Raw genomic sequence first — 22,662 nt, 5'->3', positions numbered from 1 at the left:
ATCCCGGAAGGCCGTCGGCCTTCCGGACAGATCCGGCGGGAACGGTGAGTTTGGGATCCTGGCGTTTCCCGGGTCGTTTCTTCGGGAGGCGACGGGATCGCGGGAAATCTCATGGCCTTGAGGCAAGACACCTGCGCTTTTTGCCCCTATTAACCTTGGCGGGCCATAAGAGACGCGGGCTGAAGACGGGGCAGGGTAGGCATGGTTTCGCCGGATTACGAAACGCACGAAGTCAACAATCAGGTCGCGTTCCGCGTCGGCGCGAACCTCTATGCGTCCGACCCTGTGCTGGCGGCTCTCGTCGAGGGGCTGCCGCGCCCGGTGGTCGAGGGGCTGGCGGCGCATGGCGCGCAGTGGGGATCGGCCGAGATGGCCGATCTGGCGCGTCTCGCCAACGCCGTGCCGCCCGTGCTGAAGACGCATGACGCCAGCGGCCGGCGCGCCGATATCGTCGAGTTCCATCCCGCCTATCACGCGCTGATGAGGCGCAGCGTCGCCGCCGGTCTGCAGGCGTCGATCTGGGACGCCAGCGGCGACGAGGCGAGCGTGCGCGCCGTCGCCCGCGCCGCCCGCATCTACATGACGGCGCAGGTCGAGGCCGGCCATGTCGGCGCGATGTCGCTGACGAGCGCCAGCGTCGCAGCCCTCGCGCATGCGCCGAAGCTCGCCGAGACCTGGCTGCCGATGATCCGCTCGCGGCGCTACGATTCGCGCGTCATCCCGGCGTCGCAGAAGGCGGGCGCGATGTTCGCCTTCGCCACCACCGAGAAGCAGGGCGGCTCCGACCTCCGTTCCAACACGACCCGCGCCGACGCCAATGGCGAAGGCGGCTACCGGCTCGTCGGCCACAAATGGTTTGTGTCGGCGCCGATGAGCGACGCGCTGCTGGTGCTGGCGCAGACGCTGGAAGGCCTCTCCTTCTTCCTGGTGCCGCGCTTCCTCGCCGACGGCAAGCGCAACCCGATCCGGCTCACCCGGCTGAAGGACAAGCTCGGCACGCGCTCCAACGCCGTCGCCGAGGTCGAATTCCCCGGCACGACCGGCTTCCTGATCGGCGAGGCGGGACGCGGCGTCGCCACCATCAACGAGACGGTGACGCTGACGCGCGTCGACAGCGCGCTGACCTCCGCCGGCATCGCCCGCGCCGCGCTCTCGGAGGCGGTGCATTATGCCCGCCACCGCCGCGCCTTCGGCGCGCCGCTGATCGACCAGCCGCTGATGACGCGCGTGCTCGCCGACATGGCGCTCGACGTCACCGCCGCGGCGGCGCTCGCCTTCCGCCTGGCGGAAGCGGTCGATCGCTCGCATGACGATCCCGTCGAGGCGGCCTTCGCCCGGCTGATGACGCCGGTGGTCAAGTACTGGATCACCAAGGTGACGCCGGCGATCGTCGCCGAGGCGATCGAATGCGTCGGCGGCAACGGCTTCGTCGAGGAAAACCACCTGGCGCGGCTCTACCGCGACGCGCTGGCGCCGGCCCTCGCCGACGGCCCCGGCAACACGCTCTGTCTCGACGTCATGCGCATCCTGCGCCGCTCGTCGGATTCGCTCGAGGCGGTGCTCCGCGTCATCGAGGACGGCCTCGGCCAGGCGGCCCGCTCGACGCTCAACGTGCTGCGCGCGGCGACCGCCGTCGGCCTCGCCGACGAGGGCTCGGCCCGCATCCTGGTCGAGCAGCTCGCCATGACCGTCGCGGCCGCGGCGCTGCGCCGCCGCTTCCCGGCCGTGGTCGCCGATGCTTTCCTGGAATCACGCCTCGGCAAGCCGTGGCGCTCGACCTACGGCATGCTCGACGCCCGCTTCGACGCGCGCGCCTTCGTCGACTACATCTGCCCGAAGGGCTGATCGCCGTCTTCTTCTTCCTGCCGGTCGCGCGCGAGCTTCTGCAGCCGGTCTAGCGCGCCCTGCAGGATGAAGGCGGCCGCCATCTTGTCGACGAGCTCGCCGCGCCGCTTGCGGCTGGTATCGGCCTCGAGCAGCGTCCGCGTCACGGCGACCGTCGAAAGCCGCTCATCCCAGAACGAGACCGGGATCTCGATCTTCGGCAAGAGATTGCGCACGAAGGCGCGCGTCGCCTGGGCGCGCGGGCCTTCCGAACCGTCCATGTTGAGCGGCAGGCCGATGACGATGGCCGCGACCTGACGCTCGCCGATCAGTTTGATCAGCGCTTCCGCGTCGAGCGTGAACTTGACGCGGTTGATCAGCACCAGCGGCGAGGCGATGCGGCGGCCGAGATCCGAGATCCCGACGCCGATCGTCTTGGTGCCGAGATCGAGGCCGATCAGCGCCGCCGCCGGCGGCAAAGCCGCCTCCAGCTCGGTCAGGTCGAGGATCGTGCCGGTCATGGGGCCCGCGCTTTCAGATGTAGATGACGGCGACGAAGCCGAGGATGACGACGATCGTGCCGACGATCATCACGGTGGAGAAATGCTTGTCGATCATCGCGCGCGCCTGCGGACCGAAGGCATAGAACAGCGCCGCCACCACCAGGAAGCGCAGGCCGCGCGTGATGATGCAGGCGATGACGAAGGTCCAGAGGTTCAGGTGCGCGACGCCGGAGGCGATCGTCACGATCTTGAACGGGATCGGCGTCAGCCCCTTGGCGACGATGATCCAGCCGCCCCATTCGTCGAAGCGCAACTGGAACGTATGGAAGGCTTCCTGCATATTGTAGAAGGCGATGACCGGCGCGCCGATCGTCTCGTAGAGCCCGTAGCCGATGGCGTAGCCGAACAGGCCGCCGACGACCGAGGCGACGGTGCAGACGAGCGCCGCGATCCAGGCACGCTGGCGCCGCGCCAGCACGATGGCCGCGAGGATCGGATCGGGCGGGATCGGGAAGAAGGACGCTTCGGTGAAGGAGACGACCGCCAGCAGCCACAAGGCATGCGGCCCGGCCGACATCACCATGATCCGGTCGAACAGCCGCTTCATAATGCCGCGACGCTGGATTTCCGGGGCGCTCGCTTCCATGCCGTCACATTTCCTCCGTCGTTGATCCCGCCCTTATCAAGGATCACGTCCGGCGCGGCAAGCACGCGAACGCGCGGGGTGGTCAATTTGGCGCCCGTCGCCATATTGAGGCGGAAAAAACTGACAAGGAATGGATTTAGCACCATGAAGCTTACTTGGCTCGGCCATGCGGCCTTTCATGTCGCAATCGGCGACGCCGTCATTCTCATCGATCCGTTCCTGACAGGGAATCCGTCCCTCACCGGCGACGCGTCGAAATGGACCGAGGGCGTCACCCACATCCTGCTCAGCCACGGCCATGGCGACCATGTCGGCGACACGGTGGCGATCGCCAAGGCGAATGGCGCGGCGGTCGTCGCCGACGCCGATCTCGCCACCTACCTGGCGCACAAGGGCGTCGCCAATGTGCAGCCGATGAATTCCGGCGGTACGCTCGATCTCGGCGCCTTCCGTGTCTCGATGACGGTGGCGCACCATTCCTCGGGCTCGGTCGACGAGAACGGCATCGCCATCTCGCTCGGCCAGGCGCACGGCCTGGTCGTCCGCGCCCCCGGCGAGAAGACGCTCTATTTCGCCGGCGACACCGACATCTTCTCCGACATGGCGCTGATCGACGAGATCTACGAGCCGAAGATCGGCATCCTGCCGATCGGCGACCGCTTCACCATGGGCGGCGAGCTCGCGGCGCTGGCGGCCCGGCGCTTCTTCCATTTCGAGACGGTGATCCCGTGCCACTACGGCACGTTCGGGCTGCTCGACCAGACGCCGGACAAGTTCATCGCCGGCATGCAGGGCGCCGACGCGAAGGTCGTGGTGCCCGCCGTCGGCGAGACGCTGACGCTCTGAGGGGCCAGGAAACACCCTCACCCAACCCTCTCCCGCAAGCGGGCGAGGGCTTTCGGCCGGCGCACTTCGTGGATCGAGCGCCATCGGCTCCCTCTCCCGCTCGCGGGAGAGGGTTGGGGTGAGGGCCTGTCGCTCCCTGGGCAGAGAAACAAAAGAAAAGGCCGGCGAAGCGCCGGCCTTTTCAGTTTTGGTTGCTTGGCCCGGACGGGGCCGCGCGATCTACTGGCGATATTGTTGAATCCGCGTCGTCCTGAGCCCGGCCAAGCCGTGCTGGTCGATCGATTGCTGCCAGGAGATGAACTCCTCGACGGTCAGCGTATAGCGCTGACACGCCTCTTCTAGGCTGAGCAGGCCCCCCCGCACCGCCGCGACGACTTCTGCCTTTCGGCGGATAACCCAACGCTTCGTGTCGCGCGGCGGCAAATCGGCAATCGTAAGCGGACTTCCGTCCGGTCCGATGACGTATTTGACGCGCGGACGCATTTGATCGGTCATTCTACTCTCACACTCAACCTGACCTTGTCGAAAGCGAGACTACGACGTCGGCTTTAAAAATTGGCTAAACCGCCGGCAATCATTCGGTAAGGATTGCAACGACCTGCAACCCGCCGCCGATGGCGGTTTGCTCCCGTTTGGCATGGGATGATGCGGGCCGGCGATCGCGGATTCCCGACCTTTTCCGCGCGTTTTGACGGTCGATCGCGACGGCTGCGCCTTGAAGATGACGCGATCGACATTATAGTCCGGCCCTACGCGGCGAAGCCGCCCCCATGCGTTCCTGCCGCTGCTTGTAAAAAAGAATCGTGCGGCAACACGGCAAAGCAGTGACCACCATGCTCAACAGTCTCGATCTACCCGGCCGCCCCGAGGACACGCGCATCGTCGTCGCGATGTCGGGTGGGGTCGATTCCTCGGTCGTCGCGGGACTGTTGAAACGCGAGGGCTACGACGTCGTCGGCATGACGCTGCAGCTCTACGACCATGGCGAGGCGACGCATCGCAAGGGCGCCTGCTGCGCCGGCCAGGACATCCACGACGCCCGCCGCGTCGCCGAGAAGCTCGACATCCCGCATTACGTGCTCGACTACGAGGAGCGCTTCCGCAAGTCGGTGATCGACAGCTTCGCTGCGAGCTACATCGCCGGCGAGACGCCGATCCCCTGCGTCGCCTGCAACCAGACGGTCAAGTTCTCCGACCTCCTGACGACGGCGCGCGAGCTCGGCGCGGCGGCGCTGGCGACCGGCCATTACGTCCAGAGCCGGCTGCTTCCGAACGGCCATCGCGGCATGTTCCGCCCGGCCGACCTCGATCGCGACCAGAGCTATTTCCTGTTCGCGACGACGCCCGAGCAGCTCGACTTCATCCGCTTCCCGCTCGGCCATCTGACCAAGCCGGAAACGCGCGAGATCGCCCGCGAGCTCGGCCTCGAGATCGCCGACAAGCATGACAGCCAGGACATCTGCTTCGTGCCGAACGGCAAATATTCCGACGTGATCGAGCGGCTGAAGCCCGGCGCTGCCGAAGGCGGCGACATCGTCCATATCGACGGCCGCGTTCTCGGCCGGCACGAGGGCATCATCCACTACACGGTCGGCCAGCGCCGCGGTCTCGGCGTCGCGGCGGCCGACCCGCTCTACGTGCTGCATCTCGATGCCGAGCGGCAGCGCGTCATCGTCGGCCCGCGCGAGGCGCTGGCCGCCCGCCGGCTGATCCTGCGCAACGTCAACTGGCTCGGCGACGCGCCGATCGAGGCGATCGGCGAGGCGGGCGTCGAGATCTATGCGCGCGTCCGCTCGACGCGGGCGCCGCAGCGCGCCGAGATCGTGCAGCGGAACGGCGAGACCCAGGTTTCGTTGTTGGATGGCGAGACCGGGGTCGCCCCCGGCCAGGCCTGCGTCTTCTATGCCGGCGAGGGGGAGGGCGCGCGCGTCCTCGGCGGCGGCTGGATCGGGCGCGCCGAGCGGAACGGCGAAGCGGAACAGGCGTTGCGCCGCCTGATCGCTCCGGACAATGTCAGAGCAGCTTGAGGGAGAGCAATGCCGGAATTTTTTGAGGACGTCGCGCGGAAGTGGAAGTCGTTCGCCGACAACCGCAAGCGCACGGCGCGGATCGACGAGGAAGCGGTCCGCAGCACCTATGCCCGCTGGGCGCCGATCTATGATCGGGTGTTCGGCTATGTCTTCGATTCGGGCCGTCGCGCCGCGGTATCCTTCGTCAACGAGCTGCCCTCCGGCCGCATCCTGGAATGCGGCGTCGGCACCGGCATCTCGCTGCCGCATTATCACCCCGACCACCGCATCACCGGCATCGACCTGTCGCCCGAAATGCTCGACATCGCGCGCGAGCGGGTGACGGCGGACGGTCTCGCCAATGTCGAGGCGCTGGAAGTCGCCGACGCCGGCGAGATGCCGATGGCGGACGAGAGCTTCGACACCTCCGTCGCCATGTTCGTGCTGACTGTGGTGCCGGATCCGAAGGCGGTGATGGCCGAGCTCGCCCGCGTCACGCGGCCGGGCGGCGCCGTCGTTCTGGTCAGCCATTTTCCGGAGCAGAAGGGCTGGCGCGGCTGGCTCGGCGAGAAGCTGGCGCCGCTTTCCGCCTCGCTCGGCTGGCACATGGATTTCGACATCGGCCGCATTCTCGGCCGTTCGGACCTGCGCCTGATCGATCGCCGCCGGGTCGGTCCGATCGGGTTTTTCACACTGCTTGTGTTTGAGCGTGTGTGAAGCGCTGTCGAAGCTTGACAGCCCTCGGCCGCGCTCCCTATAAGCGGGCCATTCCAGCCGGCGCAAGCGCCGGCCCTGGGGCGGAGTAGCTCAGCTGGTTAGAGCAGCGGAATCATAATCCGCGTGTCGGGGGTTCAAGTCCCTCCTCCGCTACCATTCGTCCCCCCAAGTTCTCGGCATTCTGACCGAGAAGGGCGGACAGGTGACCGATCACCTCGACATCAACCCCTCCGGCTTGCGTGTCATGGATAACGACGCGATCAACGAGCGCCCGGAATGCTTCGATGGCCTCCGCGTCGGCCCGGTCGTCCAGCTGGCTAAGCCGGCCCGCCAGATTTTCCACGGCCGCCCTGTATTGTCCCACCGCGTGCGGGTGGAGCTCGATGGCTGCGGGAGCTGCGACATGCGCGAGCTCTACGGCGATACGGTCTCGCTCTGTCTTCAGCGGGCCATACTGCCCCTCCACAGCCTCGACGGGCAGGACGCCGCGCGCCAGCGCGCCCATCAGCCGCTCCATCTGACCGGTCAGATCGGCGACCTTCCGTTCCAACGTAGAACGCTCGCGTGCTGCCTTGGCGGCCTCGTCCCGGCGCTCCTCGCGATAGGTCCGGACGTATTCCGCCAGGAGGTCTGGATGAGAGAGCTGGACCCGGAGCCCTGAGACCACCGCCGTCTCGATCTTCTCCAGGGAGTAGCGCTTTCGATTGTTGCATACGCCGCCCTCGACCGATCGCGTGCACTTTATGCGCGTGGTGCCCTTGTTGCGATCGTGTATCGACATGCCCCCGTCGCAGTGACCGCATCGTAGGAGCCCTGACAGAAGCCGCTTGGGTCGACGGGTGAATTCGCCGCCGCTGGCGCGCTTTGCCCGACCTTGAAGAGCGGCGATCACCGCCTCATACGTGTCGCGATCGACCAGCGCGAGGTGCGGTGCCTCGGCCTCGCGGTGCTCGCTGGCGTCATTGACGCGGCTCACCCTCTTGCCGGTATCAGGGTCTCGCACCATCTGGACCCGGTTCCAGACGATCTTGCCAGCATAGAGCGGATTGCGAAGGATGCCGTAGCCTCGCTTCGCCGAGCCGGCAATGGTGCTCGCGTTCCAAGAGGTGCCGCGCGGGGCCTGCACGCCGTCCCGGTTGAGGTCGGCAGCAATCTCGCGGGGGCGGCGCCCTAGGGCGGCTTCCGCATAGACCCGTCGGACGATCTCCGCCTCCGGCTCGTAGATCTCCATAACGCCCGGCTGGCCAAGAACAGGGCGGTAGCCGTAGGCCCGGCCACCAGCATGCCGGCCGTCTCGAACGACGCCGGCCATGCCTCTGCGCACCTTATGCTTGAGATCTGCCAGGAAGAGCGTCGAGACGAGACCGCGAATGCCGACCTGGATTGCGTCGGCCGCGCCGTCATGTACGGCAAGAATCCTGATGCCGAGGAACGTGAGCCGCTTGTGCAGGCCGGCGAGATCCTCCTGATCGCGCGAGAGGCGGTCTAGCGCCTCGACAATGATCGTGTCGAATTTGCCTGCCCGCGCATCGTCCATGAGACCAAGTAGTCCGTCTCGTCCGAAGACGGACGCGCCGGACCGCGCTTTGTCGAAATACTCGGCGACGACGCGGAGTCCGGATCGAGCGGCATACTCTCGACAAAGGGCGAGTTGATCGTCGACAGAGCGCTCGCTTTGGAGGTCGGTCGAGAACCGGGCGTAAATCGCCGCTCGCGTTCCTTGGTGGTGCATTCGCCTTCACCTTCAATCATCAATCCGGCCCGCGCGCGATCGCGGCGAGCATCAGCCTTAGCCAAAGCGCGCACGAACGCAATCAACATGGGGTCAGGCGGCGGGAGGCTCACGAGACGAAATTCCTCTCGGCCAACACACTTGAGGTCGCCTCAAGGCGATGGCATTGGCACAGTTTGGACCTTGTCAGTACGGTCATTGCCTCCTGCCGCGCTCGATATCGGCAGCTCTTGCCTCAGCATTTTGGGCGGCGCGCCGGATGCGACGAGCCAGAGCCTTGCTCTCGTCGTCGAACATCTCGTCTGCAACCGGGCCGGCTTGGGGCAGTCCGCCGTCGGCGTGCCAAATGTATTCTGCCCAGTGCTTCAGAATGGTGGCGCGGCCTCGAAGCCGCATGACCCTGGCGTGGTTCACGGTGCCTCCTCCATGAAGAGATCCGGTGCTTCCCGACGTCGCTCACAAGAGGCGCGCAGGAGCGGGGCGGCGCGAGCCATGCGCAGTTCCGCCTCGAGTTGGGCGTGCGTGGCGCTCCGCAGGGCGGCCTGCGCCTTGGCCGCGCCGCGGTGACGGCGGCGGGCGGTTCGATAGTCCTCGGTCAGCCGGCGCCGGCGGGCCGCGAGGGTTGCGATGCGCTGGGCGATCCTGGTGGTGCTCATGATCACACCCTCATCGGCATGAGCACGACCAGCAGATCCTCGTCGCCTGGGCTGGTGAGCAGGGCGGGATCGCCGGATGCGCCGAGGTCGAGCGTCACGATGTCGGTGCCGAGTACTTCGAGCGCGTCGGCGACATAGCGGGAGTTGAAGCCGATCGTGATCGGCTCGCCTTCAAAGGTGATGTCGAGCGTCTCCTCGCCGGTGCCGGCGTCGGCGTTGCTGACGGTCAGCTGCAGGAAGCCCGGCGTCGCCGCCATCTTCACCGCACGGCCGCGCTCGGTCGCCACGGTCGACACGCGATCGACCGCGCTGGCGAGGTTGGCCCAGTTGATCGTCAACCGCTTGTCGTTCGCCTTGGGAATGACGCGCTGATAGTCCGGGAAGGTGCCGTCGATCAGCTTGGACGTCAGCACCGTGTCGCCGGCAGTGACGCGGATCTTGGTCTCGGAGATTTCGACAGCAAGGTCCGATTCCGTCGCCTTGGCGAGCACGCGCAGGCGCGAGACGGTCTTGGCCGGCACGATGACGCCCTTGAAGGCGGGGTTCTCGGGCGGCTTCGGCACTGCGACGCGGGCGAGGCGATGGCCATCCGTCGCGACGACCACCAGCTTGTCGTCGACCAGGTGCCAGAAGGTGCCGTTGAGGTAGTAACGGGTTTCCTCGGTCGAAATCGCGAATTCGGTCTTGCCGAGCATTCGCGTCAGGGTCGCCGCCGGCAGCGTGAACCGGCCGCTGAACTCGCCGGCGGAGATGTCGGGGAAATCGCTGGCGGGCAGGGCCTGCAGATTGAGCCGGGCTCGACCTGACGAGACCGTGAGCGTCTGGCCGTCGTCGGACAGCGCCAGCGTGACGTCCGCCTTGTCCGCGAACTTCGCCACGATATCGGTCAGCATGCCGGCCGGCACCGTCGTCGCGCCCGTCTGCTCCGGGAGGCCGGCGACGCGGGTGGCGATTTCGATGTCAAGATCCGTGCCGACGAGCGACAGGCCGTCGACGTCGGCGGTGAGCCTGACGTTCGCGAGGATCGGAATGGTGGTGCGGCGCTCGACGACGGCCTTCACCATGCCGAGGGCCGCGTAGAGGGCAGTGCGGGGGAGCGTGATTTTCATCGGTCAGGATCCGGCCAGGAGGGATTGGAGGGCGGCTCATAGGAGCCGCCCTTTTTGCGTTTAGCCGTTTTCCGGCGCGCCTTCGAAGGTCGGGAGCGTGGTCTTCTCGCCGGCTTTGACGAGGTCCTGCTGCACCTTGTCCCGCAGCCAGAACTGCCAGCGGTAGAGTTGGTAGGACCAGGCGATGTCGCCGCCCTTGATCCGGTAGCGCAGGCGCGCCGGAATGCGGATCGCATCGCCATCGAGGAAGGCCGGCACCGCCACCATGAAGATGCCCGGGATGTCGACTTTCTCGCCCTTGACGTTCAGGTGCTCTTCCGAGAACTCGATGGTCCGCTCGCCGGTCTGGAGGCGGATTCCCTGCTTGGCCTTGGCGTTGACGAACACTTCCAGGTGCCGGGCCAGAGCGATCAGGTCGGCGGGGGTCGCGAACCGCTCCTTGAACAGCTGCTCATATTCCGACCGCTCGCCATCGAACGGCGCCGACAGCTCGGCGGCGTGCTCCTCGAGGAAGTAGGCGAACGTCGCCTGGTCCATGCCATTGCCGTCACCCTCGATCCACGCCTTGAATTCCTCGGTGAGCGGGAATTCGTAGATGATGCGGTGGTCATTCCAGCGCGGGGTCTTGTCCGTGTTGTAGTTGATCACGGCGGTGAGCTTCGGGTTCGGCCAGATGGTCGTTCCGAAAATCGCCGAGGTCTCATCCTTGTGGCGGTTTGTCAGGTCGATAAAGCTGCGCAGCGTCTCGACCTTGGCGGTGCCCTTGCGGCGCGCCGGCTCCTGCCGCGCGGCGTTGATCGTGCTCTGAAGGTCGATCACCTTCTGATTGGCGCGGTCGAACAGGATCGGCACTTCCTCCGGCAGGCCAGCGCCCAGGCCCTCGGTGGGGATCAACACCAGGGCAGGCCCGCAGCTGGCTGTAGCCAGATCGGCGATGAGGTTGGCGGCGCCGGCCGCGGTGATGTCGTCAATAACCTTGGTGTTCATGCTTCAGGTCTCCGGTTGTGGAAGTGTGTGAAAGGGGGTCAGGCCGATTCCTGCTCTCGGCGCTCGGCGGTATCGCGCGGGCCGCCGAACATGTCGGCCTGGCTCGGGTGCTGGACGGAAAGGCCGCCTTCGAGCGACCAGAACGGCGTTTCGGAGAACGCCTTGTCCTCGGGCAGCTTCGACTTGATGGCGGGGCGGATATCGATCCGCCCGGACTGGTAGACCACGGCCACCGTCATGGTGATCGTGACCGTGCCGGACTCGCTGGGCAGCGCCTCGAGCGCCTGGATGGCGGCTTGGAGATGCTCGTCGCACTTCTCGACGAACCGGCCGCGATTGAGCAGGCCGAGCATGTCGGTGAAGCGGTGGATGGTGCGGGCAGACATCAATGGGCTCCTCTCAGGGCAAAGGCCGCCGCGGCGCGCGGCGTCGGGCTGATGCCGTTTTCACGGCGGCAGAAGTGGGCGGCGAGGCACCAATGGTCGGGATGCTGAGGCTCGACGCCCCAGTCGATGACCTTCCGGCGTCCGGAATCGCCGACGCGAATGTGCCGGGCGCGCGAGCCGTCGATCATGTTTGCGACACGGCCGACGGGGTCGTCGAGGTAATAGACGGGCCCGATCACGGCTTGGCCTCGTCGTGCTCGCCGCAGCCGCGGCCGACCGTGCGGCCGCCATCGCCGGGATTGGTAAAATCGCGCCAGTGCACCCAGCCGCGCGGGCAGTGAAAGCCCCAACTGCGCATGCGCGGGCCGGTGATAAAGAGCGTCCAGCACGGACCATCGGTCAGCTCGATCCGATGCGCGGCGCCGGCGCCGCGAAGCTTGATGGCTCCGGCCTCGCGTCGCGTACGGACGTTGATGCCGCCTCGCGCGATTGTGTGCTCGCAATAGGCGCCCTCGAGCAGCAGCGAGCAATTCACCCAGGGGTGGTCGTGCAGGGCGCGGTCGTCGTCCGAGCGCAGGAAGTGGTGCAGATAGACATTGAAAAAGCGGTTGCGCGGGACGAGCCACCAACGGCGCAGATAGGGCGCTTCTTCGCCGCCGATGACGACGTCAGGCTTACGCTCTGCCGTAGCGCGCAGGCGGCTGTTCAAGAGTCGAACAAGAGGAGCGAGAAGCTTCATTGGGATTTCTTTCGAGCGGCGAAGGAGGAGGAATAGGCGCGAGGCTGCACGCCGGCGGCGCTGGCGAGCGCCTTGACGTGGCGGTTGACCGCATCGGCGGAGAGGCCGAGCGACCGGGCGCAGGCGATCTGTTTGGCGCCCGGGTTTCTCGCCAGGTAGAGGCGGACGCGCTCGCGGTTGCGGGCGCCGACGCGGCGGGAGTTTTCGCCCGGCATGGCCGTCACCGTCCGAAGCCGCAGAAGAGGGCGCCGAGCAGGGCGGCACAGGCGGGGAGGCAGGCAAGGGCCACCCAGTCGCCGCGTTCACTCGCGTGAACGGCGGCGATCATCTCGATGATGGTGCGCATGATGATCTCGTCGAAGGACATGATCGTCCGGCGACGCGGCTTCGGCGGGAGGAGGAGGGACCGAAGCCGCGCTGGCCTGACGATCGTGTCAGGCCGCGATGCGCTCGCGGGTCGACAGGCGTTCGGCCTCCTGGCGGGCCGTCGGGCCGAACTCGGCCAGCTCACCCCTGGTGAAGCCGTAGCGCAGCAGATCGTCCTCGGTGCAACTGCCCGAGTTGGCGACGTGATCGACCATTTCGGAGGCCATCAGACGAGCGACGACGCCCGAAGCGCGTGCCTTATCGAGCGCGGTCTGGCGGGTCTCAAGGGAAGGTCGGGGACGGCGGCGGGCTGTGGCCTGCATGGGTTTTGCTCCATCGTGAACCTGCGAAGGTTCGGCGCCGGGACGTATGCCGGTGCCAATGGAGTTATGACTACACTACGTAGACATTAAGGTCAACACGATACGTAGTCATTTGCAGATATGTCCACGCCACGCCTCTCGGCTAGACACCCAAGAGGTCATTCACCGTGAAGACGTAGTGGACTGCCTTCACGAACTGGGTCGGAATTTCGAGTGTCGTTGGCGGATTGAATTGCTCGAGTACGATTTTCGTCGGCGTCTGCGCCTTCAGGACCTTGATGTACGCCTGGCCCGGATCGTGGTCGTGGCGGATAGTCTGGACAACGACCGTGTCCCCAATCCGAGGGCGGCGATGTGGGTGAACCACTCGAATGTCGCCGTTCGGATGCGCGGGATACATGGAGTCCCCGGTCACGTAGATCGCATAGACGTCGCGGATTCCGGTCAGGCTCGGAGGTTTAGGGCGGTACTCGATCACATCTGCTTCCAGCTGAAAGCCTTCTGTCTCCGCGACAATAGCGCCTGCAGCGGTCCCCCGAACAGGAATTCTTTCTCGCATCTGGTGCGGCTGCGGAATCTTGACGTCCGCCAGCTCGATGTCGGTCTGGTGATCCGGGTATGCGTCCTCCACTTCGGGGACGGCGTCGCCTGTTGCAGCGTCGCGTCCATAGAGAAGCCAGAAGGGACTCTTTCTGAAGGCGCGGCCATATTCGATAGCGGCGTCCATGTCGAAGCCGCGGCTGCCATTCTCATGGGCACCGTAGGTCGCGGGCTTCCAGCTGAAGTTGGTCGCGGCCGACCGCGCTGAGCGATAGCCGGCCTCCTTACGGGCTTCAACGAGGCGTTCTGCTGGGGTCATCTTCTGGGCCGTATTCATGTCTACGGAATGTAGACCAAAAAGCGAATGCGATGTGCGTTGACATTTGTGACTACAACACGTAGACACGTAGACATGATCGCCACCTGGGATGACGTCTTTTCAGCATTTGATGGCCCGACTGCTTTGGGAAAAGCGATCGGTGTGAGCCGTCAACACGCCGCTGTAATGCGACTGAGAGGCTCAATCCCGGTCCTCTACTGGCCAAGCCTTGTCGCGACCGGCATCCCGGGGCTGACCTTCGATGTGCTTGCAGGCTTCCTCCCAAGCCGTGGTCCGGGCCGCCGCTCTGAGGCGTGCCTGGCCATTGTTGGCGGGGATGATCCCGAAGGTTGTCATTTGCGCGGTCCCCCTAGCTGATCGAACGGCCGGGCTTCGGCCCAGCGATTGAACCTCTCATGTCTGACCGCTTCCCGCACCGGGAACGAACGCGGAGCCTTCCCGTGAACGATTTCGCATTGCCACCGGAATTCAAGTATCGCGTCAAAGCCGCGACCCGCGTTCTTGTGAGTAAGGCTGGCGGCATCGTCATCGCTGGCGAGATCGTCGGACGGGGCAAGAGCACGGTTGACCGCTGGGGCGACCCGAATAGCGACGAGATCATTCCGCTGCTCGCTGCGCTGGCGCTGCAGCAGCAGACCGGCCTGAGCCTCGTCACGCAGGCAATGGCGGAACTGCAGAACCTCACGCTGGCGCCGCATGCCTCGCCGGAGCCGGCGCGGCAGTTCCTCGCCACGCAGGCACGGATCGCGAAGGAGACGGCGGAATACAGCGCCGCCGTGGCCGCAGCCATCGCCGACGGCGTCATCACGCCGAACGAACAGGAGCGGATCGAGCGCGAGGCCAGCGAACTGAGCCAGGCCATCGCCGATGGCCGCAACGAACTGGCGGCCGCTGGCGGCGCCGCGATCCACGTCTTTCCGAAGGTAGTGGGCGGGGGGACGCCGTCGTGATCCTCACCTGCCACGATTGCCCGCGCCGGCTGGCCTTCCCCGGCAACGCGACAATCCGCAGCCAGGTCGCCGCCGCCTTCGGCTGGTGGGCCCGGCAGGGCGAGGGGTTCCTCTGCGGGCCGTGCCGCACCGAGCCGTCCGGACAGGAGCCACCGCATGACCGGTGAAATCCGCTCCTTCCTAGATGGCCGCGTGATGCTGCATCCGGGCGATTGCCGTGAACGGATCCGTGCGCTCGCTGACGCCTCGATCGACGCCGTCGTCACCGACCCGCCCTATGCGCTCGTCTCGATCGCAAAGCGGTTCGGCAAGCCGGGCGCCGCGGCGGCCAAGGCCGGAACCGATGGGCTCTATGCTCGGGCCTCAGCCGGGTTCATGGGCCAGCAGTGGGACACGGGTGAAACGGCTTTCGCCGTCGAGTTCTGGGCCGAGGTGCTGCGCGTGCTCAAGCCCGGCGGGCACATTGTCGCCTTCTCCGGCACGCGCACCTATCACCGCATGGCCGTCGCGATCGAGGACGCCGGCTTCGAGATCCGGGACCAGCTAGGTTGGACTTATGGCTCTGGGTTTCCGAAGAGCCATGATGTCAGCAAGGGGATCGACAAGGCCGCAGGAATCTGGCGCGGACGAGCGGGCGCGGTGACTATCGAAAGCCAGCCCGCAAAGGGGCGGGAGTACGTTCGGACCCCCAAGGGTGAGCCCATAACTGAGTTGGCGAAGCTCGTGCAGGGCTGGGGCACTGCCCTGAAACCTGCCTGGGAACCGATCGTCCTTGGCCGCAAGCCTCTTGCCGGGACCGTCGCCGAGAACGTGGTCGAATACGGGACGGGCGCGCTCAACATCGATAGTTGCCGGATCGAGGCTGAGGTCAATGAGATCGCGGCGCGCTGGCCTGCGAACATCCTGCACGATGGATCGGCGGACGTCAGCGCAGCACTCGGCGAGGCCGCCCGCTTCTTCTACTCAGCGAAGGCGGATGCCGACGACCGGATCGGATCGAAGCATCCGACGGTAAAGCCAGTCGACCTGATGCGCTGGCTCTGCCGGCTGGTTACGCCGCCCGGCGGAACGATCCTCGATCCCTTCGCCGGCACCGGCACGACGGGCGAAGCGGCCTTCCATGAAGGATTCCGTTCCATCCTGATCGAACGCGAGGACGCCTATCAGGCCGATATCGCGCGGCGAATGGATCTTGCCATTGCCGGGCCGATGACGCGGAAGACGGCGAGCGCCAAGGCCCGCGGCAAAGCCGCACCAACTGATGACCTGTTCGCCGGAGCGGCAGAATGAGCCCGGCCGCTTCCTCCGCGGACATGGATGCCTTCGTTGACGAGGCGAGGGCGGTCCCGATCGATAGCGAGGTCTCGCGGCGGAACCTGCGGCTTAAGCGCATGGGCGGTGAACTGGTCGGCCCGTGTCCGGTCTGCGGCGGCGACGATCGCTTCGGCGTCAATCTGCGCAAGGGCGTGTTCAATTGCCGGGGTTCGGGCAAGGGCGGCGACGTGATCGCCCTCGTCGAATATCTCGACGCCACCGACTTCATCGGCGCCTGCGAGACGCTCGTCGGCCGGAGCGCTCCCAAGGGCGAAAGCCGGGGGCCAGACGCGGCCGAGATCGCCCGGCGCGAAGCGGCGCGGATCGCCGCGGCGGCGGATCGGGAGCGCGGCGAGATCGACTATCGCGAGCAGGAGCGGGCGCGCATGCGCCGCTTCTGGAACGAAGGCCGCCCGATCGTCGAGGGCTCGCCCGTCGGCCGCTACCTGGCGCGGCGCGGCTTGCCGGTGCCCGGCGTGCCATCGCTGCGCGGACTGGCCGATCATCCCTTTTTCGAGAATGGCCGCGAGATCTGGCGGGGGCCGGCGATGATCGCCGCCATCGTCGGGCCGGACGGTGTTTTCCGTGGTGGCCATGTGACGTGGATCAACCCGGAGACCTTCGGCAAGGCCGAGATTGTCGACCCTGATACCGGCGAGATCTTGCCGGCGAAGAAGGTTCGCGGCTCGCTTTCGGGGAACCATATCGATCTTTCCGTGACACCGGGCGCGCGCCGCCTGGTGGTCGGGGAGGGGATCGAGACGGTTCTCTCGGTGCGCCTGGCGCTCGCCGCGCGCAAGCCGGCCGAATGGATGGCCGAGACGCTGTTCTGGTCGTCAATCAGCCTTGGCAATCTCGGCGGCAAGGCGGTCGAGACGATCCCGCATCCGACCGCGATCCGGATTGACGCGCGCGGCGCGCGGCGGCGGCTGAAGGTGCCGGGGCCGGTTCCGGCCGACGACCCGGCCAAGCCGGCGCTGATGCCGCCCGACGCCGTGACCGAAATCATCCTGCTCGGCGACGGCGACAGCGACCCCTTTGCGACAGGGCAGGTGCTGCAACGCACCGCCGCACGCTGGGCGCGGCCTGACCGCACCATTCTCGCTGCTTGGGCACCGGCCGAAGCCGACTTCAACGACCTTCTGAGGGCTGCAGCATGACCGAGAATCCCATTGACCGGATCGTCTCGATCATCGACCAGGCCGTGCCGGTGGGCGCGTTTCAGGCCGGGACAGAGACCGATAAGGAAGGGGTAGAAGCACCTTCCGAGATGGAGCCGGAGGACGATTCCGACGATGTCGGCCCGAAAGAATGGGGCTTCGACATCGATCGGATGAACCGGGAATGGGCGTTCGTGCTCATGGGTTCCAAGGCGGTTGTCGTCCGAGAGCAGGATGTCGGCCCGATCGAGGACCGCGTGCGCGTCGTCGGCCTTGACGGCTTCAGCGCCAAGTTCATGAACAAGCCGACGCAGATCACCGGCGGCGATGGCAAGATCAAGACCGTCACCTGGGCGTATCGCTGGCTCCGCCATTCCAAGCGGCGGAGCTATGACGGGATCGAGTTCTTTCCGAACCCGGACGGGGCGGAATCGACACCCGGCTATCTGAACCTGTTTCGCGGCTTCTCCGCGAAGCCGGTTCCGAAGCCGAACGGCTGGGCGGTCCTGCGCGACCACATGTTCAATAATATCTGCCACGGCGAGCAGGAGCTGTTCGACTGGCTGTTCGGCTGGTTTGCGCACCTGCTGCAGCGGCCGCGCGAGCGGGTCGGCACGGCGCTCGTCTTCCGCGGCCGCATGGGCGCCGGCAAGTCGATCCTCGGCGAGATCATGGGATCGCTGATCGCCTCGCACTACTTCCTCGTTGGCGACGCCCGCTACATCACCGGCAACTTCAACGCGCACATGGCCTCCTGCCTGCTGCTGCAGGCGGAAGAGGCGGTCTGGGCTGGAGACAAGGCGGCGGAAGGCCGGCTGAAGGATCTCGTCACGGCCGAGATCCAGATGATCGAACAGAAGTCGATCGACCCCATCCGCCTGAAGAACTTCGTCCGCCTGATCATGACGTCGAACGAGGACTGGGTGGTGCCGGCGGGCAAGGATGAGCGGCGCTTCGCCGTGCTCGACGTGCATCCGCGCTGCGCCCAGAACCACGAATATTTCGCGGAGATGCGCGCCGAGATCGAGAACGGCGGGCGCGAGGCGCTTCTGCACGATCTGCTCGCCTTCGACCTGTCCAAGGTGAACCTACGCAAGATCCCGATGACGAAGGCGCTGCTCGAGCAGAAGTTCCGATCGCTCGACACGGTCGAATCCTGGTGGCTGGAAAGACTGCTGGACGGCTCGACGAAGCGTGGCGGCGGTGCCTGGCACGACGAAGTGCCGATCGACGCGCTGTTCGACGACTATATCGCGGTGTCCGAGAAGATTGGCGTCAAGCGCAAGTCCGAGAAGACCAGCTTCGGCATCAAGATGGTCAAGCTGGTGCCCGGCCTCAACAAGGTCAGGCCCTGGGTAACCGACGACGAACTCAACCGCTCCCGACAATGGTCCTATGTCCTGCCGCCGCTGGCCAAGTGCCGCGAGGCTTTCGAGCAGGCTGTCGGCCAGAAGATCGAGTGGAACGATGCCGCGGATGAGCCTTCAGCGGGAGACCGTCATGAAGGGGTATAGGCGCCTTCGGTCCAGCATAGGTTGGACCAGCCATAGGACGTTGGACCGAAAAACATCAATTAAATCAAAGGTCGGTCCAACCTGTCCAACGTGTCCAACCTTTTCGCCTCGCGTATGTGCGCGAAGCGGGCTGCCAACCGTCCAAAAATCGCCCCGTCCCGCTCTCGCAGGCCGAACAGGCGATCGAGGGTTTTCCTGTTCCGGCTCTTTGAGGTTGGACAGGTTGGACAGGTTGGACACAGCGAATGAATTCAACGGGTTGGTTCGGTCCAACCTTCTTCTTTCTTCTTCTTAAGGTTGGGCAGGTTGGACCATGGCGGCATTAGCGAAGAAGGCGGCGATGAACAGCGAAAGCACTTGGCGCATTGGCGAAATTGTCGGCGCTTCCGTGGCGCGGGAGCCTGAGCCCTGGCCTGAGCGGTTGGCAGGCGAGGCATTCTGGTTTGTGGCGCACACGGTGGCGGGCACGGAGCTCCGGCTTGCGGCCGACATCACGGCCTTGGGCTTCTCGTCCTATGTGCCCCTGCGGCGGACCCTGCGCCGGCGGCCGCCGCGCCGGAAGGCGGTCAAGGTCGATTGTCCGCTCTTCCCTCGTTATGTGTTCTTCGAGATCGTCCCGTCCCCCCGTGCATGGGCTGCTGTCCGGGGTCTGCGGGATCTGGTCGGGATCCTGACCAATCAAGAGGTTCCGGTTCGGGTGACGGACGAAACGATCGGGGACATCATGGCCGCAGAGGACATGCGGATGTTTGACGAGACCATCGGGCCGAATGCCGTTGAGATCCTCAAGGGCGATCGGGTGTCGATCGTCGCTGGGGCCTGGCAGGGCTATGAGGCCATCGTGCAGTCGCCAGAAGGTCGCCGCGCTACCTTGCGGGTGGTTGGCGCCAAGGGATCGCGGGACGTCAAAGTCCCTCTTGACCTTCTGAGGATTCTGGCATAGCTCTTGCATAGGACTACCGGTGAGATCGCGCGGACATTGGCAATAGCCAAGGATCGTCCCCGCACCGATCCAGAAGGCGGGTGAACACCGACCTTCACTGATGGTGATGCGTGGCCTGGATGCTGAAGAGCATGCCGGGCTTTCGCTTGCCTAAGGGTATGTCGAAGCGTCCCTCGGTCTTCCGACCCTCGCATCTTCCGACGCGGACAGAGCAGCGCCGCACCTATGACAAGCATCGCGGCAGCGCGCGTGACCGCGGCTACAACACCCGATGGGAGAAGGCGCGGCGCACGTTCCTGACCCGATCGCCGCTCTGCCTTGGATGCGAGGCGGTCGGGCGCGTCGAGCCCGCAGCCATCGTCGACCACGTCGAACCGCACCAAGGCGACAGCGAGAAGTTCTGGGACACGGCGAAGTGGCAGGGCTGCTGCAAGTGGCACCACGACGTGGTGAAGCAGCGCCTCGAGGATCGCTTCACGCGCGGCGAGCTGACCGCCTCCGACCTCTGGCTCGACAGCAAACCGGCAGTGGCCCTGACCCGATCGTTGCAGCCCTGAAGGAGGGGTGGGGCAAAAGTCCAAAGCCTCAGTTCAGCGGACCGGCGGGCTAAGGAACATTTCAGCGGCGCAAAATTTCAGCGCCTAACTTTTTTTCCCGTATCAGAACTGAGGTCGTCATGGCCCGTCGAAAGCAGGACGTGCTTCTGCAAGCCGCCCAAGGCTTTCCGGGTCGGCGCCGCAAGTCGGTCGAGCGCGAGATCGCAGCCGCAGCCGATGCTGCATCGAAAGAACCCATCCCGGCATCCGGACCTTATCCGGTGCCGGCCGTCTTCCTGGAGGCACCCGTCTACTGGCGCGAGGCGATCCGGATCTGGCAGGAGAAGGCGGACAGCCTGAAGGCGGCGGGTCGCCAGCGGCCTGCATATATGTCCGGCCTGATCCGTTATTGCATGTGGACGCAACTGTTCATCACGTCGGTGGTCCAGCTCCGCCGCGACCTGCCCAAGGGTGGCGTCTCGGTGAAGGTGAAGAAGGGTGACGGCGAGACCGTCATTCGCACCCATCCGAGCATCGACTTCATGGGCAAGGCCGAGACCGCGATGCGGCTGCTCGAAGCGGAATACGGCTTCACGCCGTACTCGGACACCAACCTGACGCGGGTCGAAACCTTCAACGCGGCACAGGGCCGACTTCCGTTCCCGGGCATGACATCGGGTCAGCCGCACTCGGCATCGGATGACGGCGCCGACGTCGACCCCAGCGACCTGATGAACCAGACAGACAGCGAGCCCCCGAGCCAGAGCGTGAACTGATGCCCGGCAACCAGGCGGCGCCGAGCGCGCTGCCGCCTTGGCTGGCGCCGGTCGCAGACGATCCGACCTATCGCTGGGCGATCCTTGCCTGGCAGCGCGCTGCCAGCGTGGAAGGCGCATGGTTCGACCACGCCAAGGCAGACGCGATTATAGCCAACTGGCCCCGCGTCTTCCGGTTGACAAACGACCGGTTCAAGGGCGTTCCGTTCAAGCTCCTGCTCTGGCAGGAGATCACCGTGCGGATGCTGGTCGGCTGGAAGAAGCCGATCGAGATCATCGACGCGGCGACGCATCTGCCGGGCGTCCAGCATGTCCGTTTGTTCCGGCGGCTGGATCTCTGGATCCCGCGCAAAAACGGAAAGTCCGAGTTCCTCGCCACCCTCGGCGTGCTCTTCTTCGTGATGGAGAAGATCCCCGGCGCCGAAGCCTACGTGTTCGGCCGCAACGAGGATCAGGGGCGCATCCCGTTCGGGAAGATGAAGGATGTCATCCTGCAGGCGAAGGGCCTGAAGGATGACCGCCAAGGCAACGAGCGGGTCACCTTTACCGACAAGGGAATCTATCTCCGCGAGACGGCCTCGCTCTGCCAACTGCTTACGGGCGCGCCGGACGGCAAGCATGGCCGCTCGCCGACGGTCATTCTCGGTGACGAGATCCATGAATGGCGCACGCGTGAGCTTGCCGACACGCTGCGGCAGGGCACCGGCGCCCGGCTCCAGCCGATCGAGTTGTACGCCTCGACCGCCGGCCGCAAGCAGAACCGGACGGGCTATGAGTGGTTCGAGGAATCGCTCGCCATCATGCGGGGCGACCTCGACGACCCGACCACGCTGGTCGTCTACTTCGGTATCGACGACGCCGACGACTGGACCAGCGAGGCCGTCTGGCGCAAGGCAAATCCAAGCCTCGGCCTGACGCCGACGCTTGACTATCTCCGCGGCGAATTCCGCAAGGCGAAAGGTCGCCCGGCGGCCGAAGCCGTGTTCCAGTGCTACCACCTCAACCGGTGGGTGGATCAGGTCTCTGCCTGGCTGCCGCGCGACAAATGGGCGGCCTGCACGACCGATCCGACGTCTTGGCCGAAGCTCTACGAGCAGCACAAGGGTCGCAAGGCTTTCGTCACCAGCGACGTTTCGGCGACGCGCGATATCACGGCGAGGATGATCGTCATTCCGCCGGATGAGACCTGCGATAGATGGGTGCTCATCCCGAAATTCTGGGTGCCGGAGGCGACGCTCGGCGAGCGTGCAGCCGCCGACAAGCGGGTCAATTGGCAACACTGGGTCGATACAGGTGCGCTGCACACGACGCCCGGCGACTTCGTCGACCAGAACTTCGTCCTGGCCGACATCGTCCAAGTCGGGCGGGACTATGATCTTCAGGCCTTCGGCTACGACCCGTGGAACGCGGCGAAGCTGGTCGCGGACCTGCAGACCGAAGGCCTCGACGCCGAGCTGATGATCGAGATGCGGCAAGGCCACGCCACGCTCGGCGCGCCGACGAAGGAAATGGAACGGCTCGTCTTCGCCGTCAAGATCGAGCACGGCGGTCACCCGGTCCTCGCCTGGATGGCCGGGCACTGCACGGTGCGTTTCGACGCCAATCTCAACTATGTGCCCGACAAGAAAAGCTCGCTCGACAAGATCGACGGCATCGCCGCTGGCGTCATGGGTATTGGGCTGGCCCAAGCTGCAATCGAGGAAAGCTCCGTCTACGCGCAGCGTGGCGCGCTCACCGTTTGAGGAT

28 protein-coding genes, 1 tRNA gene and 1 pseudogene are annotated in these 22,662 nt (G+C 65.7%); 15 read left to right on the top strand and 15 right to left on the bottom strand.

Annotation, left to right across the window (positions count from 1 at the left end):
* Positions 1 to 201: 201 nt before the first annotated feature.
* The gene (locus AC6HZP_RS20200) at positions 202 to 1,845 is read left to right on the top strand and encodes an acyl-CoA dehydrogenase family protein (protein ID WP_201400725.1); all 1,644 of its coding nucleotides are present in this window, start codon (positions 202 to 204) and stop codon (positions 1,843 to 1,845) included.
* On the opposite strand, the gene ruvX is transcribed toward AC6HZP_RS20200, so the two are convergent.
* Together ruvX and AC6HZP_RS20190 are read right to left on the bottom strand one after the other, a co-directional pair.
* Positions 1,824 to 2,345 (bottom strand): Holliday junction resolvase RuvX, encoded by a 522-nt coding sequence (gene ruvX, locus AC6HZP_RS20195; RefSeq protein ID WP_497524310.1) that lies wholly within the window; start codon positions 2,343 to 2,345, stop codon positions 1,824 to 1,826. The genes AC6HZP_RS20200 and ruvX overlap by 22 nt on opposite strands.
* A 13-nt stretch (positions 2,346 to 2,358) precedes the next feature.
* Entirely contained in the window at positions 2,359 to 2,973 is a 615-nt protein-coding gene (locus tag AC6HZP_RS20190; protein WP_201400723.1) for a YqaA family protein, read from the bottom strand.
* Positions 2,974 to 3,117: 144 nt separating this feature from the next.
* Between AC6HZP_RS20190 and AC6HZP_RS20185 the strand changes: the two genes are divergently transcribed.
* The gene (locus AC6HZP_RS20185; RefSeq protein WP_497524309.1) at positions 3,118 to 3,819 is read left to right on the top strand and encodes a metal-dependent hydrolase; all 702 of its coding nucleotides are present in this window, start codon (positions 3,118 to 3,120) and stop codon (positions 3,817 to 3,819) included.
* A gap of 219 nt (positions 3,820 to 4,038) precedes the next feature.
* On the opposite strand, the gene sciP is transcribed toward AC6HZP_RS20185, so the two are convergent.
* Positions 4,039 to 4,314 (bottom strand): CtrA inhibitor SciP, encoded by a 276-nt coding sequence (gene sciP / locus AC6HZP_RS20180; RefSeq protein ID WP_026303994.1) that lies wholly within the window; start codon positions 4,312 to 4,314, stop codon positions 4,039 to 4,041.
* Positions 4,315 to 4,652: 338 nt separating this feature from the next.
* Here sciP and mnmA point away from each other — a divergent pair, with 338 nt between their 5' ends.
* The 4 genes from mnmA (at position 4,653) to AC6HZP_RS20160 (ending at position 7,206) form a co-directional block, all read left to right on the top strand.
* Positions 4,653 to 5,846 (top strand): tRNA 2-thiouridine(34) synthase MnmA, encoded by a 1,194-nt coding sequence (mnmA, locus tag AC6HZP_RS20175; protein ID WP_497524308.1) that lies wholly within the window; start codon positions 4,653 to 4,655, stop codon positions 5,844 to 5,846.
* A 9-nt stretch (positions 5,847 to 5,855) separates the two neighbouring features.
* On the top strand, positions 5,856 to 6,545 hold the full coding sequence (locus AC6HZP_RS20170; RefSeq protein WP_201400720.1) for a class I SAM-dependent methyltransferase: 690 nt from the start codon (positions 5,856 to 5,858) through the stop codon (positions 6,543 to 6,545).
* 79 nt (positions 6,546 to 6,624) lie between these two features.
* Positions 6,625 to 6,701, top strand: a tRNA-Met gene (locus AC6HZP_RS20165).
* A gap of 46 nt (positions 6,702 to 6,747) precedes the next feature.
* A complete protein-coding gene (locus AC6HZP_RS20160; RefSeq protein ID WP_497524307.1) occupies positions 6,748 to 7,206 on the top strand; it encodes a hypothetical protein in 459 nt (152 codons plus the stop codon).
* 51 nt (positions 7,207 to 7,257) lie between these two features.
* Here AC6HZP_RS20160 and AC6HZP_RS20155 read toward each other — a convergent pair.
* The 12 genes and pseudogenes from AC6HZP_RS20155 to AC6HZP_RS20100 form a co-directional block, all read right to left on the bottom strand.
* Positions 7,258 to 8,277: pseudogene (locus AC6HZP_RS20155) on the bottom strand (recombinase family protein); the annotation flags it as partial.
* A gap of 195 nt (positions 8,278 to 8,472) precedes the next feature.
* Positions 8,473 to 8,691, bottom strand: coding sequence for a hypothetical protein (locus AC6HZP_RS20150; RefSeq protein ID WP_497524306.1), 219 nt, complete (start codon positions 8,689 to 8,691; stop codon positions 8,473 to 8,475).
* Complete coding sequence (locus AC6HZP_RS20145; protein ID WP_497524305.1) at positions 8,688 to 8,933, bottom strand: hypothetical protein; 246 nt, start codon at positions 8,931 to 8,933, stop codon at positions 8,688 to 8,690. The genes AC6HZP_RS20150 and AC6HZP_RS20145 overlap by 4 nt, the downstream gene beginning before the upstream one ends.
* 2 nt (positions 8,934 to 8,935) lie before the next feature.
* Positions 8,936 to 10,042, bottom strand: coding sequence for a DNA polymerase III subunit beta (gene dnaN, locus AC6HZP_RS20140; protein ID WP_497524304.1), 1,107 nt, complete (start codon positions 10,040 to 10,042; stop codon positions 8,936 to 8,938).
* A gap of 60 nt (positions 10,043 to 10,102) precedes the next feature.
* Positions 10,103 to 11,029 (bottom strand): DUF2303 family protein, encoded by a 927-nt coding sequence (locus AC6HZP_RS20135; protein ID WP_497524303.1) that lies wholly within the window; start codon positions 11,027 to 11,029, stop codon positions 10,103 to 10,105.
* A 38-nt stretch (positions 11,030 to 11,067) separates the two neighbouring features.
* Positions 11,068 to 11,415 carry a YfdP family phage-associated protein gene (locus AC6HZP_RS20130; RefSeq protein ID WP_497524302.1) on the bottom strand — a complete coding sequence of 116 codons (348 nt, stop codon included), beginning with the start codon at positions 11,413 to 11,415 and terminating at the stop codon, positions 11,068 to 11,070.
* Positions 11,415 to 11,654, bottom strand: a complete 240-nt coding sequence (locus AC6HZP_RS20125) for a hypothetical protein (RefSeq protein WP_497524301.1) — start codon at positions 11,652 to 11,654, stop codon at positions 11,415 to 11,417. Before AC6HZP_RS20125 ends, AC6HZP_RS20130 begins: the two co-directional genes overlap by 1 nt.
* Positions 11,651 to 12,154, bottom strand: coding sequence for a hypothetical protein (locus AC6HZP_RS20120; RefSeq protein ID WP_497524300.1), 504 nt, complete (start codon positions 12,152 to 12,154; stop codon positions 11,651 to 11,653). Before AC6HZP_RS20120 ends, AC6HZP_RS20125 begins: the two co-directional genes overlap by 4 nt.
* Positions 12,151 to 12,369 carry a winged helix-turn-helix domain-containing protein gene (locus tag AC6HZP_RS20115; protein ID WP_497524299.1) on the bottom strand — a complete coding sequence of 73 codons (219 nt, stop codon included), beginning with the start codon at positions 12,367 to 12,369 and terminating at the stop codon, positions 12,151 to 12,153. Before AC6HZP_RS20115 ends, AC6HZP_RS20120 begins: the two co-directional genes overlap by 4 nt.
* A gap of 5 nt (positions 12,370 to 12,374) precedes the next feature.
* A complete protein-coding gene (locus AC6HZP_RS20110) occupies positions 12,375 to 12,521 on the bottom strand; it encodes a hypothetical protein (protein ID WP_497524298.1) in 147 nt (48 codons plus the stop codon).
* Between the two features lie 67 nt (positions 12,522 to 12,588).
* Positions 12,589 to 12,843, bottom strand: a complete 255-nt coding sequence (locus AC6HZP_RS20105; protein ID WP_497524297.1) for a hypothetical protein — start codon at positions 12,841 to 12,843, stop codon at positions 12,589 to 12,591.
* A gap of 142 nt (positions 12,844 to 12,985) precedes the next feature.
* The gene (locus AC6HZP_RS20100) at positions 12,986 to 13,720 is read right to left on the bottom strand and encodes a S24 family peptidase (RefSeq protein WP_497524296.1); all 735 of its coding nucleotides are present in this window, start codon (positions 13,718 to 13,720) and stop codon (positions 12,986 to 12,988) included.
* A gap of 443 nt (positions 13,721 to 14,163) precedes the next feature.
* On the opposite strand from AC6HZP_RS20100, the gene AC6HZP_RS20095 reads away from it, so the two are divergent.
* The 9 genes from AC6HZP_RS20095 to AC6HZP_RS20055 all read left to right on the top strand — a co-directional run bounded on the left by AC6HZP_RS20095 (position 14,164) and on the right by AC6HZP_RS20055 (position 22,658).
* On the top strand, positions 14,164 to 14,673 hold the full coding sequence (locus AC6HZP_RS20095; RefSeq protein WP_497524295.1) for a phage regulatory CII family protein: 510 nt from the start codon (positions 14,164 to 14,166) through the stop codon (positions 14,671 to 14,673).
* On the top strand, positions 14,670 to 14,840 hold the full coding sequence (locus tag AC6HZP_RS20090) for a hypothetical protein (protein WP_497524294.1): 171 nt from the start codon (positions 14,670 to 14,672) through the stop codon (positions 14,838 to 14,840). Before AC6HZP_RS20095 ends, AC6HZP_RS20090 begins: the two co-directional genes overlap by 4 nt.
* Positions 14,830 to 15,963: a DNA-methyltransferase gene (locus AC6HZP_RS20085; protein WP_497524293.1), complete on the top strand. Its 1,134-nt coding sequence runs from the start codon at positions 14,830 to 14,832 to the stop codon at positions 15,961 to 15,963. The genes AC6HZP_RS20090 and AC6HZP_RS20085 overlap by 11 nt, the downstream gene beginning before the upstream one ends.
* Positions 15,960 to 17,147, top strand: a complete 1,188-nt coding sequence (locus tag AC6HZP_RS20080) for a DUF7146 domain-containing protein (protein ID WP_497524292.1) — start codon at positions 15,960 to 15,962, stop codon at positions 17,145 to 17,147. The genes AC6HZP_RS20085 and AC6HZP_RS20080 overlap by 4 nt, the downstream gene beginning before the upstream one ends.
* The gene (locus AC6HZP_RS20075) at positions 17,144 to 18,661 is read left to right on the top strand and encodes a DUF5906 domain-containing protein (protein WP_497524291.1); all 1,518 of its coding nucleotides are present in this window, start codon (positions 17,144 to 17,146) and stop codon (positions 18,659 to 18,661) included. The genes AC6HZP_RS20080 and AC6HZP_RS20075 overlap by 4 nt, the downstream gene beginning before the upstream one ends.
* A 313-nt stretch (positions 18,662 to 18,974) precedes the next feature.
* Positions 18,975 to 19,604, top strand: a complete 630-nt coding sequence (gene nusG, locus AC6HZP_RS20070; protein ID WP_497524290.1) for a transcription termination/antitermination protein NusG — start codon at positions 18,975 to 18,977, stop codon at positions 19,602 to 19,604.
* Positions 19,605 to 19,723: 119 nt separating this feature from the next.
* Entirely contained in the window at positions 19,724 to 20,161 is a 438-nt protein-coding gene (locus AC6HZP_RS20065) for an HNH endonuclease (protein ID WP_497524289.1), read from the top strand.
* A 119-nt stretch (positions 20,162 to 20,280) separates the two neighbouring features.
* Positions 20,281 to 20,916, top strand: a complete 636-nt coding sequence (locus AC6HZP_RS20060) for a P27 family phage terminase small subunit (protein ID WP_497524288.1) — start codon at positions 20,281 to 20,283, stop codon at positions 20,914 to 20,916.
* Positions 20,916 to 22,658: a terminase large subunit gene (locus AC6HZP_RS20055; protein ID WP_497524287.1), complete on the top strand. Its 1,743-nt coding sequence runs from the start codon at positions 20,916 to 20,918 to the stop codon at positions 22,656 to 22,658. The genes AC6HZP_RS20060 and AC6HZP_RS20055 overlap by 1 nt, the downstream gene beginning before the upstream one ends.
* Positions 22,659 to 22,662: the final 4 nt, after the last annotated feature.

The sequence above is a fragment of the Kaistia sp. SLG-1 genome, from assembly GCF_059699055.1.
Note: the sequence above shows the minus strand (reverse complement) of the source record. Positions and strands in the feature narration are given on the sequence as shown.

Excerpts from the sequence above, each read along its gene's own strand:
- AC6HZP_RS20110 (WP_497524298.1), bottom strand. The coding sequence starts at position 12,521 with ATGTCCTTCGACGAGATCATCATGCGCACCATCATCGAGATGATCGCC.
- AC6HZP_RS20055 (WP_497524287.1), top strand. The coding sequence starts at position 20,916 with ATGCCCGGCAACCAGGCGGCGCCGAGCGCGCTGCCGCCTTGGCTGGCG.
- AC6HZP_RS20115 (WP_497524299.1), bottom strand. The coding sequence starts at position 12,369 with ATGCCGGGCGAAAACTCCCGCCGCGTCGGCGCCCGCAACCGCGAGCGC.
- AC6HZP_RS20080 (WP_497524292.1), top strand. The coding sequence starts at position 15,960 with ATGAGCCCGGCCGCTTCCTCCGCGGACATGGATGCCTTCGTTGACGAG.
- AC6HZP_RS20085 (WP_497524293.1), top strand. The coding sequence starts at position 14,830 with ATGACCGGTGAAATCCGCTCCTTCCTAGATGGCCGCGTGATGCTGCAT.
- AC6HZP_RS20100 (WP_497524296.1), bottom strand. The coding sequence starts at position 13,720 with ATGAATACGGCCCAGAAGATGACCCCAGCAGAACGCCTCGTTGAAGCC.
- AC6HZP_RS20120 (WP_497524300.1), bottom strand. The coding sequence starts at position 12,154 with ATGAAGCTTCTCGCTCCTCTTGTTCGACTCTTGAACAGCCGCCTGCGC.
- AC6HZP_RS20200 (WP_201400725.1), top strand. The coding sequence starts at position 202 with ATGGTTTCGCCGGATTACGAAACGCACGAAGTCAACAATCAGGTCGCG.
- AC6HZP_RS20060 (WP_497524288.1), top strand. The coding sequence starts at position 20,281 with ATGGCCCGTCGAAAGCAGGACGTGCTTCTGCAAGCCGCCCAAGGCTTT.
- AC6HZP_RS20145 (WP_497524305.1), bottom strand. The coding sequence starts at position 8,933 with ATGAGCACCACCAGGATCGCCCAGCGCATCGCAACCCTCGCGGCCCGC.
- dnaN (WP_497524304.1), bottom strand. The coding sequence starts at position 10,042 with ATGAAAATCACGCTCCCCCGCACTGCCCTCTACGCGGCCCTCGGCATG.
- AC6HZP_RS20185 (WP_497524309.1), top strand. The coding sequence starts at position 3,118 with ATGAAGCTTACTTGGCTCGGCCATGCGGCCTTTCATGTCGCAATCGGC.
- AC6HZP_RS20135 (WP_497524303.1), bottom strand. The coding sequence starts at position 11,029 with ATGAACACCAAGGTTATTGACGACATCACCGCGGCCGGCGCCGCCAAC.
- sciP (WP_026303994.1), bottom strand. The coding sequence starts at position 4,314 with ATGACCGATCAAATGCGTCCGCGCGTCAAATACGTCATCGGACCGGAC.
- nusG (WP_497524290.1), top strand. The coding sequence starts at position 18,975 with ATGGCGGCATTAGCGAAGAAGGCGGCGATGAACAGCGAAAGCACTTGG.
- AC6HZP_RS20190 (WP_201400723.1), bottom strand. The coding sequence starts at position 2,973 with ATGGAAGCGAGCGCCCCGGAAATCCAGCGTCGCGGCATTATGAAGCGG.
- AC6HZP_RS20075 (WP_497524291.1), top strand. The coding sequence starts at position 17,144 with ATGACCGAGAATCCCATTGACCGGATCGTCTCGATCATCGACCAGGCC.
- AC6HZP_RS20130 (WP_497524302.1), bottom strand. The coding sequence starts at position 11,415 with ATGTCTGCCCGCACCATCCACCGCTTCACCGACATGCTCGGCCTGCTC.
- AC6HZP_RS20105 (WP_497524297.1), bottom strand. The coding sequence starts at position 12,843 with ATGCAGGCCACAGCCCGCCGCCGTCCCCGACCTTCCCTTGAGACCCGC.
- mnmA (WP_497524308.1), top strand. The coding sequence starts at position 4,653 with ATGCTCAACAGTCTCGATCTACCCGGCCGCCCCGAGGACACGCGCATC.
- AC6HZP_RS20065 (WP_497524289.1), top strand. The coding sequence starts at position 19,724 with ATGCTGAAGAGCATGCCGGGCTTTCGCTTGCCTAAGGGTATGTCGAAG.
- ruvX (WP_497524310.1), bottom strand. The coding sequence starts at position 2,345 with ATGACCGGCACGATCCTCGACCTGACCGAGCTGGAGGCGGCTTTGCCG.
- AC6HZP_RS20170 (WP_201400720.1), top strand. The coding sequence starts at position 5,856 with ATGCCGGAATTTTTTGAGGACGTCGCGCGGAAGTGGAAGTCGTTCGCC.